This window comes from Haloferax gibbonsii ATCC 33959, from assembly GCF_000336775.1.
GTDB classification, from domain to species: domain Archaea; phylum Halobacteriota; class Halobacteria; order Halobacteriales; family Haloferacaceae; genus Haloferax; species Haloferax gibbonsii.
In genome coordinates, this window is record NZ_AOLJ01000025.1 from 135,306 (window position 1) to 150,267 (window position 14,962).

16 protein-coding genes are annotated in these 14,962 nt (G+C 69.7%); 9 read left to right on the top strand and 7 right to left on the bottom strand.

What is annotated here, in order from left to right; translation table 11 throughout:
- Positions 1-2: 2 nt before the first annotated feature.
- Positions 3-767: a carbon-nitrogen hydrolase family protein gene (locus C454_RS17325; RefSeq protein ID WP_004977594.1), complete on the bottom strand. Its 765-nt coding sequence runs from the start codon at positions 765-767 to the stop codon at positions 3-5.
- Positions 768-885: 118 nt separating this feature from the next.
- Between C454_RS17325 and C454_RS17330 the strand changes: the two genes are divergently transcribed.
- Together C454_RS17330 and C454_RS17335 are read left to right on the top strand one after the other, a co-directional pair.
- Positions 886-2,145, top strand: a complete 1,260-nt coding sequence (locus C454_RS17330) for a HEAT repeat domain-containing protein (RefSeq protein ID WP_004977595.1) — start codon at positions 886-888, stop codon at positions 2,143-2,145.
- 126 nt (positions 2,146-2,271) lie between these two features.
- The gene (locus C454_RS17335; protein ID WP_004977596.1) at positions 2,272-3,960 is read left to right on the top strand and encodes a phospholipase D-like domain-containing protein; all 1,689 of its coding nucleotides are present in this window, start codon (positions 2,272-2,274) and stop codon (positions 3,958-3,960) included.
- A gap of 32 nt (positions 3,961-3,992) precedes the next feature.
- Here the strand turns inward: C454_RS17335 and C454_RS17340 are convergent, their stop codons facing one another.
- Both C454_RS17340 and C454_RS17345 read right to left on the bottom strand, forming a co-directional pair.
- Positions 3,993-5,894, bottom strand: coding sequence for a DHH family phosphoesterase (locus tag C454_RS17340; protein ID WP_004977597.1), 1,902 nt, complete (start codon positions 5,892-5,894; stop codon positions 3,993-3,995).
- Positions 5,895-5,999: 105 nt separating this feature from the next.
- Positions 6,000-6,854: a fructosamine kinase family protein gene (locus C454_RS17345; RefSeq protein WP_004977598.1), complete on the bottom strand. Its 855-nt coding sequence runs from the start codon at positions 6,852-6,854 to the stop codon at positions 6,000-6,002.
- A gap of 102 nt (positions 6,855-6,956) precedes the next feature.
- On the opposite strand from C454_RS17345, the gene C454_RS17350 reads away from it, so the two are divergent.
- Positions 6,957-7,442 (top strand): Mov34/MPN/PAD-1 family protein, encoded by a 486-nt coding sequence (locus C454_RS17350; RefSeq protein ID WP_004977600.1) that lies wholly within the window; start codon positions 6,957-6,959, stop codon positions 7,440-7,442.
- Positions 7,439-7,867: an adenylyltransferase/cytidyltransferase family protein gene (locus C454_RS17355; protein WP_004977601.1), complete on the top strand. Its 429-nt coding sequence runs from the start codon at positions 7,439-7,441 to the stop codon at positions 7,865-7,867. Before C454_RS17350 ends, C454_RS17355 begins: the two co-directional genes overlap by 4 nt.
- A 127-nt stretch (positions 7,868-7,994) precedes the next feature.
- Here C454_RS17355 and coxB read toward each other — a convergent pair whose 3' ends face one another.
- The gene (gene coxB / locus C454_RS17360) at positions 7,995-8,756 is read right to left on the bottom strand and encodes a cytochrome c oxidase subunit II (RefSeq protein ID WP_004977602.1); all 762 of its coding nucleotides are present in this window, start codon (positions 8,754-8,756) and stop codon (positions 7,995-7,997) included.
- Between the two features lie 162 nt (positions 8,757-8,918).
- On the opposite strand from coxB, the gene C454_RS17365 reads away from it, so the two are divergent.
- From C454_RS17365 to C454_RS17380, 4 genes are all read left to right on the top strand, one after another.
- A complete protein-coding gene (locus C454_RS17365) occupies positions 8,919-10,325 on the top strand; it encodes a heme o synthase (protein ID WP_004977603.1) in 1,407 nt (468 codons plus the stop codon).
- A 20-nt stretch (positions 10,326-10,345) separates the two neighbouring features.
- Positions 10,346-11,002, top strand: a complete 657-nt coding sequence (locus tag C454_RS17370; RefSeq protein WP_049905256.1) for a DUF7546 family protein — start codon at positions 10,346-10,348, stop codon at positions 11,000-11,002.
- Between the two features lie 66 nt (positions 11,003-11,068).
- Complete coding sequence (locus C454_RS17375) at positions 11,069-11,302, top strand: SelT/SelW/SelH family protein (RefSeq protein ID WP_004977605.1); 234 nt, start codon at positions 11,069-11,071, stop codon at positions 11,300-11,302.
- A 12-nt stretch (positions 11,303-11,314) separates the two neighbouring features.
- Complete coding sequence (locus tag C454_RS17380) at positions 11,315-11,719, top strand: metal-dependent hydrolase (protein WP_004977606.1); 405 nt, start codon at positions 11,315-11,317, stop codon at positions 11,717-11,719.
- Positions 11,720-11,764: 45 nt separating this feature from the next.
- On the opposite strand, the gene C454_RS17385 is transcribed toward C454_RS17380, so the two are convergent.
- On the bottom strand, positions 11,765-12,787 hold the full coding sequence (locus tag C454_RS17385) for an aldo/keto reductase (RefSeq protein ID WP_004977607.1): 1,023 nt from the start codon (positions 12,785-12,787) through the stop codon (positions 11,765-11,767).
- Between the two features lie 52 nt (positions 12,788-12,839).
- Positions 12,840-13,061 carry a hypothetical protein gene (locus tag C454_RS17390; protein WP_004977608.1) on the bottom strand — a complete coding sequence of 74 codons (222 nt, stop codon included), beginning with the start codon at positions 13,059-13,061 and terminating at the stop codon, positions 12,840-12,842.
- A 79-nt stretch (positions 13,062-13,140) separates the two neighbouring features.
- On the opposite strand from C454_RS17390, the gene C454_RS17395 reads away from it, so the two are divergent.
- On the top strand, positions 13,141-14,139 hold the full coding sequence (locus C454_RS17395) for a Gfo/Idh/MocA family protein (protein WP_004977609.1): 999 nt from the start codon (positions 13,141-13,143) through the stop codon (positions 14,137-14,139).
- Between the two features lie 32 nt (positions 14,140-14,171).
- Here the strand turns inward: C454_RS17395 and C454_RS17400 are convergent.
- Positions 14,172-14,962, bottom strand: a 791-nt coding sequence (locus C454_RS17400; protein WP_004977610.1) for a PQQ-dependent sugar dehydrogenase, incomplete at its 5' end; no start/stop codon positions are given.

The following is a 14,962-nucleotide window of genomic DNA, read 5'->3' on the forward strand; positions in this document are numbered from 1 at the left end:
GGCTACTCCACCGACCCGACGAACGCGCGCTGTTCGGCGAGCAGGTCGCGGTCGAGCGTCCAGACGAGGTCGCGCTCGCCGCGGTTCAGCGCCGCCGCGACGACGCCGTCGGGTCTGACGACGAGCGAGCGTCCCGCGTACTCCGTGCCCGCGGAGCCGGAGACCGTTCCGCTCCCCGTCCGGTTCGCGCCGACGAGCCACCGCACCCCGTCGAGGGCGCGGGCGCGGCAGAGCAGTCGCCAGTTCGTCGAGTGGGCGGCGGGCCACGCGCCGACGACGAACAGGGCGTCGATTCGCTCGTCGGTCAGCGCGGCGCTGTCGCCGACGAAGTTCAGGTCGTAGCAGGTGAGCAGTCCCGTCCGTCCGGCGGGCGTGTCCGTGACGACGAGTTCGTCGCCCGGCGTGACGACCTCGGATTCGCCGCCCCAGAGGTGTCGCTTTCGGTAGACCGCGGCGGAGCCGTCGGGACGGACGTAGGCGGCCGCGTTGTAGAGCGTCTCGCCGTCGCGTTCGAGGTAGCCCGCGAGCACGTCGAGTTCGTTGTCGGCGGCGACGGACGCGAGGAAGTCGGTCGCGCGCTCCCGCGAGATTGCACCGCTGAAGGCGCGGTTGTCCGCGACGAAGCCCGTGAGCGCGTACTCGGAGAACAGCGCGATGTCGACCGACTCGGGGAGGTCGGCGACGCGGGCGCGCACGTCAGCCTCGTTTCGCGCCGGGTCGAGGTCGAACGCCGCGCGCTGTGGCACGGCGATGGTTGGACCGGTCACGCTCGGAGGAACGGACGGGCCGCGAAAAAGTGGCCCGGATGGAATCGGCGGTCGGTGCCACCCGGAGACGCGAAGCGAAGGGAAACGCTCTTTTTACAGTCGAACGGACTTCCGGCATATGAGTGACGGGGACGACGATACGACAGAACTCTCGCCCGAGAGCTTCGACGAGCGCCTGACCGAGGCCGAGGAGGCTCTCGAGGCGGCCGAGACCGAAACCGACCTCGACGAGGTCGAGGCCACGCTCGACGACATCGAGGCCGACGTGGAGGCCGCGGACCTGCCCGAACCGGACGACGAAGACGAGGACGACCCCGCCGAGGAACTCGAATCGCGCCTGTCCGACCTGCGCGACGAACTCGAATCCCAGCGCGGTCCCTACGCCGAAGACGCCGTCGAGACGCTCGAAGAGGCCAAGTCCACCATCGCGGACACCCGGTGGACCGAGCAGGGCGAAGGCGAAATCGTCGCCGCGGTCGAGACGTTCGCCGACGAGTTCAACGGCGTGCTCGACGCGGGCGTCTCGGTCGACGGCGACGACGAGGACGCGCTGACCGCCGCCGTCGACGACGCCATCGCGGCCGTCGAAGCCGCCGACCTCGACGCCGACGAGGACGCGGAGACCATCGCGGACCTCATCGAGGTCGCCGACGGCCTCGCGGACGGCCTCGACGACGCCCAGGAGTGGGACGACCTCGAAACGCGAGAGAAGCTCCAAGTGCAGGGCTTCTACGACGTGCTCGGCCACTACAAGGACTACCCGCCGGAGCTGTCGGCGCTGAAGGAACACGAAAAGCGCGGCAACGTCGAGATGATCGCGCTCGCCTTCGAGAGCTTCCAGTCCGACTTCATGCAGGAGTACTGCATCGAGGCGTTCACGCGGATGAACGACGACAGCGCCTACGAGACCATCGAGGGGCAGGCCAAGCGCCGCGACAAGGGCGTCATCAAGGCCATCGGCAAGATGGCGGCCGAGGAGGGCGTCGAGATGCTCGTCGACTACGTCGACACCGACAGCGACCCCGCGCTCCAGAAGGTCGTGTTCAAGGCGCTCGGCGAAATCGGCTCCGAGGAGGCGACCCAGCCCATCGCGAACAAACTCGTCACCGAGAACGACAACGTCCGCTCGGCCGCCGCGCGCGCGCTCGGTCTCATCGGCGACACCCGCGCCGTCGAACCGCTCTCGGACGTCGCCGCCGACGACGACGTGGACTCCGTCCGCGCCAGCGCCGCGTGGGCGCTCCGACAGATCGGCACGGAAGACGCGCTCGAAGCGGCCGCCGGCTACGTCGACGACCGCTCGTTCCTCGTCCAGCGCGAGGCCGAACTCGCCGCCGAGTTCCTCGGCGACGACGTCGAAGCCGAAGCGACCGTCTGAGGCCGCACGACGACGCGACACCCTCGCGGTTCTGCGGTTCTCCTCTCGTGTTCTTTCTCTCGAAACCGCTCGCGCTGAGCCACCGGTCGCGAACGTTTTTGTAGGGTGACGCGACCACCGCGGGGTGTGTCACGTCGCGCTCTCGTCGCCGCGCTCGCCGCCTCGCTCGTGGTCCTGCTCGCGGCCGTCGTTCCCGCGCCGATAGCGGCCGCGCCGGGCGCGACGAACGCGACGAACGCGACCGACTCGCCCACGCCCGCCGACTCGTCGGCGTCCGGCGGCCCTCGAATCGTCTCCGCGCTGCCCGACCCGGCGACGCCCGGCGACCGCGGGGAGTTCGTCGCCGTCGCCGCGCCCGCGGGAACCGAACTCTCGCTGTCCGACGGCGAAGACACCGTCTCGTTCGCCGCACCCGGCGGGACGGTCGCCGTCGCCGCCGACCCGAACGCGGCGGCGAACCTGACCGACTTCCCCGTCGTCGCGCCCGGCCTCGGCCTCGCCAACGGTGGCGAGACGGTCACGCTCCGCGTCGTCGGTGACGGCGGCTACGAGGGGAGCGCCAGCGCCGCCATCGAAGGCGGAAACGGCGTCGTCGCCGACCGCCTTACCTACGACCGGAGCCGTGAGGGCGCGCTCCTCGAACGCCGGGACGGCGCGTGGTCGTGGTGGCCGCGGTCCCTCCCCCGACGGGACGTCGCGACCCACGGCCCCGCGAACGCGACGCTGTTCGTCCTTCCCGACTCGCCCGAGCGCCCGGTCTCGACGCTCCGGTCCGCCGACGAGCGGATTCTGCTCGCCGGCTACGTCGTCTCCTCCGCGCGCGTCGCCGACGAACTCGTCGCCGCCCGCGAGCGCGGCGTCGCCGTGTCGGTGCTGGTCGAAGACAGCCCGGTCGGCGGCTTTCCGCGGCGGTCGGCGCGGGTCCTCGACCGCCTCGTCGACGCCGGCGTCTCGGTCCGCGTCGTCGGCGACCCGCACTCGTTTCACCACCCGAAGTACGCCGTCGTCGACGACGCGGCGCTCGTGATGACCGAGAACTGGAAACCGGCCGGGACCGGCGGGCGAAAGAGCCGCGGCTGGGGCGTCGTCGCGCGCTCGCCGAGCGTCGCGGCCGACCTCGCGGCCACCTTCGCTGACGACGCGTCGCTCCCGGGGACGGCCCCGTGGGAGACGTACCGGGTCGGCCGGTCGTTCGTCCGCACCGAGTCGGCGAACGGCTCGTACCCCTCGCGCATCGCCCCCGAGTCCGTTCGAGTCGACCGCATCGCCGTCCTCCGCGCGCCCGACAACGCCGAGTCCGCGGTCGTCTCTCGACTCGACGCCGCCGACGCCCGAATCGACGTGTTACAGCCGACCGTCGAAGCGGACGGGCCGTTCGTCCGCGCGCTCAAGCGCGCCGCCGACCGCGGCGTCCGCGTTCGGCTCCTCCTCGGAAGCGCGTGGTACGTGGAGGAGGAAAACCGCGCGCTCGCGGAGCGGTTGAACGAGTGGGCCGACAGGACCGGAACGCCGCTTTCGGTCCGCCTCGCGCGACCCGGCGGCCGGTACGGCGCGATTCACGCGAAGGGCGTCGTCGCCGACGACACCGCGCTCGTCGGCAGTCTCAACTGGAACCGCCACTCGGCCCGCGAGAACCGCGAAGTCGTCCTCGCGCTGTCGGACCCGGCCGCGGCGGCGTACTTCCGCGGGGCGTTCGCGGCGGACTGGCGGGCGAGCGGGCGCGGGGCGGAGTCGAAGCCGGGGCTCGTCGCCGCGGCCGCCCTCGCGGTCGTCGTCGGAGTCGCGGCGCTCAGGCGACTGGAGTTCGAAGAATAAAATAAGTGTCCGCGTGAGCCGCGACTGCGACCTTACGCCGTCGTCGACAGCTCTTCGTCGATGTCGGCTTCGGCCATCTTCTCGACGAGGCTGTCGATGACCTCCTCGCGCATGCCGCTGACGAACTTGATGGAGCCGACGACGAGGTGACCGCCGCCGGAGACGCCGCCCCCGACGACCTCCTCGTTCAGTTCGGCGACCATCCGCGGGATGTCGAGGCGGACGCCGTCGGAGCGGAGGACGGCGAAGTCGGGACCGTAGCCGATGGTGATGACCGGCTCGCCCGTCTCCTGGACCTTGCGGTCGTGGAGCTTGCCCGTGGTCTTGCCCGGCGCGGGGTAGGTAAAGCGGTGGGCCCACTTGTCGAGGTCGATGCGGTAGAGGTTGGCCCCGCTGTCGAGGCGCTCGTGTTCGAGGTGCGGTTCGGCCGCTTCGAGCTGACGGTCCACGTCGCGCTCGGCGCGCGTCGAGAGGAACTCGACGAGCTCGCGGTGTCGCTCCTCGTCGTCGCAGCCGACGTTGAGCACGTCGTTGACGATGGACGCGCCGTCGTTGTAGCGCAGCCAGTGGGCGGCGTAGTCGAGCGCCTCGCCCACGTCGAGGAGCTGTTCGCGGTCGTAGCCCTCGTCCTCGGCGAGCGCGATGTAGTTGTCCATGACCTCCGCCTTCGAGCGGTCCGACAGCCCGGCGACTGCGGGGACGTGACGCAGTTCGTCGGTCACGTCGGGGTGAATCATCCGCGCGAGTTCGACGCACATCATGCCGGTCGTGATGCGGTAGTCCTCGTCGTGGAGGTACGGGTTGACGTGCGCGTCGAGGAGGGGGTTGACCGCCTCGGGGTCGGGGTGGTGGTGGTCGACGACGGCGATGGGCACGTCGTAGTGCGCGAGGTTCTCGTAGGCGGGCACGTCCTCCTCGGTCGACCCGTTGTCGAGCATGAGCAGGAAGGGGAGCCGCTGACCGTGGCGGGCGCGACCTTCGAGCGCGAAGTTCAGGTCGCGGGTCACGTCCTCCATCTCGTAGAACGGGGCCTTGCTCGGCAGGCGCTTGAACAGGTGACGCGGCGCGTCGGGGTCGTCGTGGACCTCGGTGATGAGGCGTTCGAGGGCCAGCTGGACCGGAACGGACGCGCACATGCCGTCGCCGTCGGCGTGGTGGCGGACGCGAATCGGGCGGCCTTCGAGGACCGTCCGGCGGAGCAGGCGCGCCACGTCTTCGAGGTCGCCGCGGAGCTTCTCGAACGCCGGCCACTCCACGAGCGGTTCGACCGGCTCGGGCTCGGCGCGCTCGTCGAGCGCGGCGTCGATGCGCTGGCGGGCGTCGGCCGCGGTCTCGTCGTCGAGAACGGTCAGCCCGTCGACTTCGAGCTGGCGGGTTCCCTCGTGGTCTTCGACGGTGCCGGCCATGCGGACCACGTCGTCGAGGTCGACTTCGGGGAACGCGCGGACGCCAGCCTCCTCGAAGGCGGCGGCCGCGACGATGCCGGAGTCGTCGGCGATGCGGAAGACCGTCGGGCCGCCGGTCTGTTTAATCTGCGTGACGACGCCCTCGACGGTGACCGAATCGCCGACTGTAAGGTCGGAGATAGGCGTGATGGTCGGCTCGTGGTCGACGGTCAGGGTGCGGTAGTCGTCGGGCGTTTCCTCGGCGAACGCGATGTCGCCGTTCTCTCGGACGGATTCGAGGCGGACGACCAATCGGTCGCCGACCTCGTAGTCGGTCGAGAGGTTGGACTCGTGGATGAGACCGGAGACGGAGTCGGAGATGTCGACGAAGATGCCGTACTCCACGACGCCGTTGACGACGGCGTGGTAGTAGGCGTCGGTCTCGACGTCGTCGGCGGTACAGTTCGGTGCGAGATCGTAGACGATAGGTCGTGCGTCCGAATTCGGACCCGAGTCGTCGCCGGAATCCCCGGCGTGCTCGTCGCTCATGGTCCCGCTAGGTCAGGGGGTAGTGTTAAGCTTTACAAAAGCATCTCACGTGCGCGACCGGTTCCCACGACTCGATTCGCCCCGAAAACTGCGGGGACCCGGGCGTCAGTACCCGAGTTCGTCAAGCGCGTCTTCGACCGACGGGACGTAGTCTCGTCCGAAGACGCGGACGTGTTCGAGGAGGGGAAACAGCGCGTAGACGGGCGAGCGCTCCTCGAAGAAGCCGTCGGCGATGGGTCGGGACTCGTCGTAGGCGTCGAAGAAATCGTCGCCCGCGGCGTCGAACCAGTCGATGTAGGCGAGTTCGACCTCGGGGTGGCCGTAGTAACACGCCGGGTCGAGGAAGGCGACGACGCGGTCGTCGCGGACGCGGAGGTTCGCGCCCCAGACGTCGCCGTGGACGAGTCGGGGTGCCGCCGGCTCGACGAGGAGCGCGTCGAGGTCGCCCGCGACCGACTCGATTCGCTCGGCGGTCGCGTCCGGGAGTCCCGAATCGAGCGCCGCATCGGACCACGGGAGGAGGCGCTGGTCGCAGAAGAACTCGACCCACGAGTCGGTCCACGGGTTCGGCTGGCGGTACGGGCCGGAGAGCGTGTCGTAGGGGAAGCCGAACGCCGGCGCGGTCGTCTCGTGGAGCGCGGCGAGGTGGGCCGCGAGGTCGCGCTCGGCGGCGGGGGTCAACTCGGACGAACCCTCGACGTAGTCGAGGACGAGCAGGTCGGGGTCGGCGTGGTGGACCGCGGGGACCGGGAGCCCGGCGGAGCCGAGCGAGTCGAGCATCGCGGCCTCCACGTCGAGCGGCGTGTCGCCGACCTTGGCGACGACGGGGTCGCGCCCGTCGAAGTCGAGACGGTAGACGCGCCCGACGTGCCCGCCGTCGAGCTCGGTCGTCGCGGTCGGCGGCGCGTCCGCGGAGAGCGCGTTCGTCGCTCGGGCGACGAGGTCGGAATCGAGCGTCACACCCGAGTTCGGGCGAGCGCCGACCTCAGTATGGCGGTTCCGTTCCGGCGACCGACTCGGCGTTCCGGAACCCTTAGATGGAGCGCCCGCGGACGGTTCGGTATGCGACTCTTCCGGTCGCGGGAGGTCGTCGGCATCGCCGCCGACGCCCTCGACTTCGCGCTCGAAGCCTCTGCGGAGACGCATCCGAACGAGTACATGGGACTCCTCCGCGGCGAGGACGCCCGCCGACTCGGCGTCGACCGCGACGGCTACGTCGTGACGGACGTGCTCATCATCCCGGGGACCGTCTCGGACCCCTACAGCGCGACCGTCAGGAACGACCTCGTGCCGAACGACTTCCGCGCCGTCGGGTCGATTCACTCGCACCCGAACGGCGTCCTCCGACCGAGCGACGCCGACCTCGACACCTTCGGGAGCGGCCGGGTCCACATCATCATCGGCGCGCCCTACGGCCTCGATGACTGGGAGGCGTTCGACCAGTCGGGCGAGGTTCGCGACCTCGACGTGCTCGACGTCGACCTCCCCGACCCCGAATCGTTCTTCGACTTCACGCAGGACGACATCGACGCGGAGTTGGACCGATGAGACGGGTCATCGCCCAGGGGACCTTCGACATCCTCCACCCCGGCCACGTCCACTACCTGTCTGACGCCGCGTCGCTCGGCGACGAACTCCACGTCATCATCGCCCGCGGCGAGAACGTGACGCACAAGCCGAAGCCGATACTCGACGACCGCCAGCGCCGCGACATGGTCGCCGCGCTCGACGTGGTCGACGAGGCCCACCTCGGCCACGCCGAGGACATCTTCGTCCCTATCGAGAAAATCGACCCCGACGTCATCGTCCTCGGCTACGACCAACACCACGACGAGGCGGGCATCAAAGCCGCCCTCGACGCCCGCGGTATCGACTGCGAGGTCACGCGCGCGACGCCGCGCGAGCAGCGCCACGACGACGAACTCCTCTCGACGGGCCGCATCATCGACCGCATCGTCGAGCGGCGCTGCTGAGACCTCGCCCGCCTTCGAGGCACGACCCGATTCGATTCCGACGTTTCGAAGCATTCTCCGACGGCCGAACGCGACGAGCGCGAGCGTCGTCACTCGGCGGGGAGCGTCGAAAGAGAAGGGAGGTCCGTTACTGCGTGGAGTTCGTCGCGGTCGAGTTCGAGCCGCCGGACGACGACTCGCTGTTGGCCGACTGCTGCTCGTCGAGCCAGTTCTGGTACTCTTCCTGCGAGACGACTTCGACGGTGAAGTACATCTGAGAGTGCGCGACGCCGCAGTACTCAGTACAGTAGCCCTGGTAGGTGCCTTCCTCGTAGGCGACGGTCTTGATGGTGTTCGTCGAACCCGGCATCGCGTCCTGCTTGAGGCCGAGTTTAGGGACGTGGAATCCATGTATCACGTCCGTTGCGGTCACCTGGAAGTAGACCGGGCGGTCCTTGGGGATGACAATCTCGTTGCCGGACGTGAAGTTACCCTCCTCGGGGTAGTACATGTTCCAGCCCCACTGGTAGGCCTCGGCCGTGACGACGACCGGGTCGTCGTCCATGGCGATGTCGTTGCCCTGGTGCGTGACGTTTTCGTTGGCCAGCACGCCGTAGGAGGCGACGCCGACGAAAAGCAGGATAATCGCTGTCGCGATGGTCCACGTGATTTCGAGCCGGCGGTTCTCCTTGGTCGGCAGTGCGCGCTCGCTGTTGCGGAACTTGATGACCGTGTAGAGGAGGATGACCTCCACCAGCACGGTAATCGGGATAGCGACGTACAGCAGCTTCCCGTTGAGCTGATTGATAAGTTCCGACGTGGCGGACGCCTGCGCGGCGGCGGGGGTGGCAACGAGCGCCATCACGACCGTCGCGAGCAGGGACGCGAGCGCGAAACGCGTCTTTCTCATGCTGAGCGAGACTTAGGAACAACCGCATAAATGCATACCGACTCTCGGCCCGCCGTTTATCAACCCGCCCCCGCCATATCGGGGGGAGCGGCACCCGAACGCGAGGCGGAAAAGCGCGGGTCCTAAATACGGGACGGCCCAACAGGCCCGTAGGTGAATTTCGTGGCCACGAATCGCGATTCGAACACGTTCCACGGCCTGCTCGCCGCGACCGCGATGGGCGTCTATCTGCTGCTCATCGTCGGCGCGACGACCGCGCTCACGGACGCGACCGCCGCGTGTAGCGCCTGGCCCGCGTGCGGAGACGGCTTTTCGCTCCCCGCGACGCTCGACGGCTGGGTCGCCCTCGGCCACCGCGTCGCGGCCGTCCTCGTCGGTCTCCTCACGCTCGCCACGCTCGTCTCGGCGTGGCGGACCGACACGTCCCGCCGCGTGAGAGCGACCGTCACCGCGTCGGCGGTGCTCTACCCGGCGCAGGCCGGTCTCGGCGCGGTCGTCGCCACCGTCGGCGTCGGCCCCGCGCTCTCGACGCTCCACTTGGTTCTCGGGATGGTCATCTTCGGCGGCCTCGTCGCCGCGCTCGCGTGGACGCTCGAAGCGGCCACCGGCGACCCCGACGACGCGCCGGTCGGCACCCCCTCGATGAGTCCCCCGACCGACGACGGCGAGCGACCGCCCGTCCCGACCGAGCCCGTCGCCCGCGCGAAGGCGACGGTCAACGCGTACTTCCGGCTCATGAAGCCGCGGCTGATGTGGCTCCTCTGTCTCGTCGCGTCGGCGGCGATGGCGCTCGCCGGCACCGTCTCGCCCGGCCTCACGCCCGAGGTCATCGCGGCGACGCTCGGCGGCGGCGTCCTCTCTATCGGCGCATCCGGCACGTTCAACCACGTCCTCGAACGCGACGTGGACCGCCGGATGCAGCGGACCAGCGACCGGCCGCTCGCGGTCGACCTCGTCCCCGTCCGCAACGCCGTCGCGTTCGGCCTGCTCCTGACGGTCGCGTCGGTTGCGCTGTTCGCGTCCGTCAACTGGCTCGCGGCCGTCCTCGGCGTCGTCGCCATCGCCTTCTACAGCGTCGTCTACACGCTCATCCTGAAGCCAAACACGGTCCAGAACACCGTCATCGGCGGCGCGGCCGGCGCGCTTCCGGCGCTCATCGGCTGGGTCGCCGTCACCGGCGACGTCGGCCTCGGGGGCGTCGTCCTCGCCGTGGTCATCTTCCTGTGGACGCCCGCGCACTTCTACAACCTCGCGCTGGCCTACAAGGACGACTACGCCCGCGGCGGCTTCCCGATGATGCCCGTCGTCCGCGGCGAGACCGAGACGCGAAAGCACATCCTCTGGTGGCTCGGCGCGACGCTCGTCGCCGCGGCCGGCCTCGCGGTCATGGACGCCCTCGGGGTCGTCTACCTCGTGACGAGCATCCTCTTCGGCGGCGCGTTCCTCTACTTCGTCGTGCGCCTGCACTACGAGCGCGACGACACCGCCGCGTTCCGGGCGTTCCACGCCTCGAACGCCTACCTCGGCATGCTGCTCCTCGCCATCGTCGTCGACACGCTCGCGCTCTGAGCCCCGCTACTCCCCCACACATGGCAACCGCATCCGCACTTCCCCGCCCCTCGCGGGCCAGTCTGCTCCGCGCCGCCTTCGCCGTGAACACGACGCTGATTCTGGCGTTCGTCTACCTGCTTTTCACCGAGGCGAGCGTCGGCGCGCCGCGGTACGCGCTCTACGGCGTCGCGTGGGTCATCGTCGGCCTCTGGGTCATGTTCGACACCGACGTGGCACCGGCCTCGGCCGCGACGAAGCGAAAGGCGGCCGCCGTCGCGGTCGGTTACTTCGCGCTGTTGGCGGTCGCCGGCGGCCTCGTCACCTCGCCCGTGCCGGGCGGGACCGACGGCCTTCGCGTCGCCTTCCTCCCGCCGGGGTGGGGTCCGGCGCTCGTCTACGGCGGCGACCTGTTCAACCTCGTCCTCATGCCGGCGCGCGTGGTCGGCTACGCGGCGCTCGCGTTCCTCGTCTACGACACGGTCGTCGAGGCGGCGGGCGCGGCCGTCTCCGGGGTCGTCGGCCTGTTCTCCTGCGTCTCGTGTTCGTGGCCCATTCTCGCCTCGGTCGCCACGAGCGTCTTCGGCGGCGGGACGGCCATCGCGGCGACCGTGACGACGCTCTCGTACGACCTCTCGACGCTGGTCTTTCTCGTCACCGTCGTCTTGCTCCGGTGGCGGCCCGGCTTCGGGAAGTGACAGTCGCGGTCGCGGCAGCGGTCACTCGCCCCCTCGCTTTTACGCGCTCGCCGTGAACGTCCGACCATGACAAGCGTCGAAATCGAATACTGCGTTCCCTGCGGCTTCCTCGACCGCGCCGAGCAACTACAGCACGCGCTGCTCGAACAGTTCGGCGACCGGCTCGACCGCGTGGCGCTCGTGACGGGCGACCACGGCGTTCTCACCGTCACCGTCGACGACGAGCGCGTCTGGGACAAGTCGGAAGACGAGTTCGACCCGGACCTCGTGCTCCGGCGGGTCCGTCCGCACGTCGACTGAGCGGGGCGGGACGTGAAGTCACTCGAACACGCCGTCGTCGGGGCGGTCGCCGGAACAGTCGCCGCGGTAGCGTTGGACCCACCGGGGAGCCTGCCGCTTCTCGTCGCCGGCGCGGTCTTCGTGAGCGTCTTCATCGACCTCGACCACTTCGTCATCGCCCGCGTCCAGCGCGGCGACTGGGCGAACCTGCGGCTCGCGGTGACGAACCCGCGGGTCGGCCTCCTCGACCAAGAGCGGGTGTTCGAGGAGTTCGGCACCGACTTCAACCGCAAGCGACTCCTGAGCCACCACCTCGTCGGCGGCGTCGCGGTCGGCGCGCTCGCGCTCTCGGGACTCGGGTCGCTCGCGGCGTTCCTCGCGGTCGTGCTCTACGTCCACGTCGTCTGCGATTTCCTGCGAGACCTCGGCATCGCGTGAAAAGAGTCGAACGGCGGTCCGGTCGCCCGCGCCGCCCGCGGTCGCTTAGTGGCCCCAGCGCCGACCGTCTTCGTCGTAGCGGGCGTTCATGATGCGCTCCCACTGGTCGGTCGAGATGTCCACGTCGGCCGCGCCGACGTTCTCGTCGAGTTGCTCGGTCGTCCGCGCACCGACGATGGGAACGACAGTCGCCTCGGGGTAGTCCATCAGCCAGCGGAGCGCGACCTGCGCGGGGCTGGCGTCGACCTCGTCGGCGACGGCGCGAATCTCGTCGAGCACCTTCCAGCCGCGCTCGGAGACGTAGAACCGGTCGAACCGCTCGTCGAACGACCCGCGCGCGCCGTCGGGCGCGACGTACTCGGTCGGGTCGTCGGAGTCGGCGCGCTCGTACTTGCCCGTGAGGAAGCCGCCCGCGAGCGGCGAGTACGGACAGACCGCGACGTCTTGGTCGCCGCACACGTCGAGGTAGTCTTTCACGTCCTCGTAGTAGCCGGCGTGGAACAGCGGCTGGGTCACGTCGAAGCGGGCGTAGTCGTGCACGTCGGACTTCCACAGCGCCTTCGTGAGCTGCCACGAGGCCATCGTGGACGCGCCGAGGTAGTTGACCTTCCCCTCCTCGACGAGGCCGTTGAGCGCCCGGAGCGTCTCCTCGATGGGCGTCTCCTCGTCCCAGCGGTGGATGTAGTAGAGGTCGAGGTAGTCCGTGTCGAGTCGGTCGAGCGTACCCTCGATCTGGTTTCGGATGTGGGTCCGCGAGAGGCCGCGACCGTTGGGGTTGTCCTCGTCGAACGGGAAGTACACCTTCGAGGCGAGGACGTAGTCCTCGCGGTCGCGCTCGGCCAGCCAGTTGCCGATGTACTCCTCGGACGTACCGTTCGGGTTGCCGTAGACGTTGGCGGTGTCGATGAAGTTCCCGCCGCGCTCCTCGAACGCGTCGAGGAGTTCGTGGGCCTCCTCCTCGTCGGTCTCCAGGACGCCGCTGCTCTTCCGTCCGAACCGCCACGTGCCGAAGCACAACTCAGAGACGCGGGTGCCGGTCGACCCGAGTCGTCGATAGTCGAGGCTCATGGTCGATGCCACGACGGCGGGCGACTAAAGCGTGCGAGTAGCGGCGAGACGTTCAGCCTTGTTCGTCGGCGTCGGGCGATTCGGCGCGGGTCGCGTCCGCCTCGAACAGTTCGCGCGCGACCGGCGCGCCGCCGAGCGCGAGCGCGAGGAGGAGCACCGCGAACCCCACGGTGACGAACCCCTGCGACGGGTTCTCGGCGAGCGACGTGACGTGGAGGGCCACCCCGACCAACGCGAGTACGACGGCGAACCGCTGGAGGACTGCGTCGTCCATAGCCGACCCACGCCGGTCCCCCGGTAATTCCTTGCGACTCGCCCGCACGCTTTTGCGGCTTCCCCGCGACTGGTACGGCATGTTCAGAGTCGCAGGTATCGGCCTCGGAAGCCTCGGCGTGCTGGAGTGCCGCTTGCTCAACGAACTCGACGGCGTGCGCGTGGTCGCCGGCGTCGACCCCGTAGACGAGGTTCGCGAGCGGTTCGGAGACGAGTTCGACGTGCCGACCTACGAGACGACCGAGGAACTGCTGGACGCCGAGTTCCTCGACGCGGTGACCATCGCCTCGCCGCACACCAAGCACTTCGACCAGGCGCTCGCGGCGCTCGACGCCGACCTCCACGTCCACCTCGAAAAGCCGATGGTGACCGACCTCGGCGGCGCGCGGGCGCTCGTCGACCGCGCCGAGGAACGCGGACTCACGCTCGCGGTCGGCTATCAGCGGCACTTCGACCCGCGGTTCCACGAACTGCGGCGCGTCGTCGACAGCGGTCGCATCGGCGACCCGCACATGGTGGTCTGCCACCTCGAACAGGAGTGGATTCGCTGGACGAAAGACGAGTGGCGCGGCGACCCGTCGCTGTCGGGCGGCGGCCAACTGTACGACTCGGGGTCGCACCTCCTCGACGCGATGCTCTGGGTGACGCGCTCGAAACCGGTGACGGTCGCCGCGGCGGTCGACCACCGCGGCCACGACGTGGACGTGAACTCGGCGCTCGCGGTCGTCCTCGACCGCGACGGCGACCGCCTCACCGCGAGCGTGGGCGTCTCCGGCGACGGACAGAGCGTCCCCGACCCCGGCGAGTCGCTCCGCGTCATCGGCACCGAGGGGATGGTCGCCTTCGACGGCGAGACCATCGAGGTGGCCGAGGGGGGGATGACCTACACCGCCACGCCGCCGACGCCCGACTTCGAGGAGTTGACCCGGAAGAAGCTCCGGAACTTCGTGGACGCCGCGCGCGACGAGGCCGACCTCGCCATCCCGGCCGAGGACGCTCTCCGAGTGACCGCGCTGACCGAGGCGGCCTACGAGTCGGCGACGACGGGCAGGCGAGTCAACGTCGACGGCGACGCCTGAGTCGCGGGCGCTGGAACGACCTGCCCCCGACCTCAGACGCCGGTCAACCGGTTCAGCGCGCCCGACGACCCGGTGACAATCGGCCGCCCGCTGGTGCAGACGTACAGTTCGCCGTCGGGGGCGCGGCCGAACGCGAGGACGTTCGTCCCGCCGTCGTCGCGGTCCGTCACGGGAATCTCCGCGATGTCCCACGGCCGCGACTCGCTCGGGCGGGCGGCGAACAGTCTCCCCTCGGACTGCCAGTCGGCGAAGACGTACGCGCCCGAGAGCGCCGGAATCGACTCGCCGCGGTAGACGTGGCCGCCGATGACGGCTACCCCGGACGGCCCGTCCCCGCTGTGGGGGTACTCCAGCACCGGGTCGAGAAGCGGCGCGCCGTCGGGCGTCTCGGTCGGGCAGTCGTCGGCGCGGAAGCAGTGTGCGCCCTCGCGGACGTTCCAGCCGTAGTTGCCGCCGCGCTCCAGGAGGTTCACCTCCTCCCACGCGCCCTGTCCCACGTCGGCGACGTAACAGTCCTCGCCGTCGAACGAGAGCCGCCACGGGTTTCTGAGCCCCCACGCGTACTGCTCGTCGAGGCCGTCGGAGCCGACGAGCGGGTTGTCCTCGGGGATTCCGTACGGGCGGTCGTCGTCGCCGGAGACGCCGCCGGTCGAGTCGACGTCGATGCGGAGGACGCTCCCGAGGAGGTTCTCGGTCACGTCCTGTCCGTTGCCGCCCGCGACGGCGTCGTACCAGTCGTCGACGTGGCCGCGCCCCTCGTCGTTCGCGCCGCCGCCGTCGCCCGTGGCGACGTAGAGGCTGTCTCTTATACACATCTCTGATG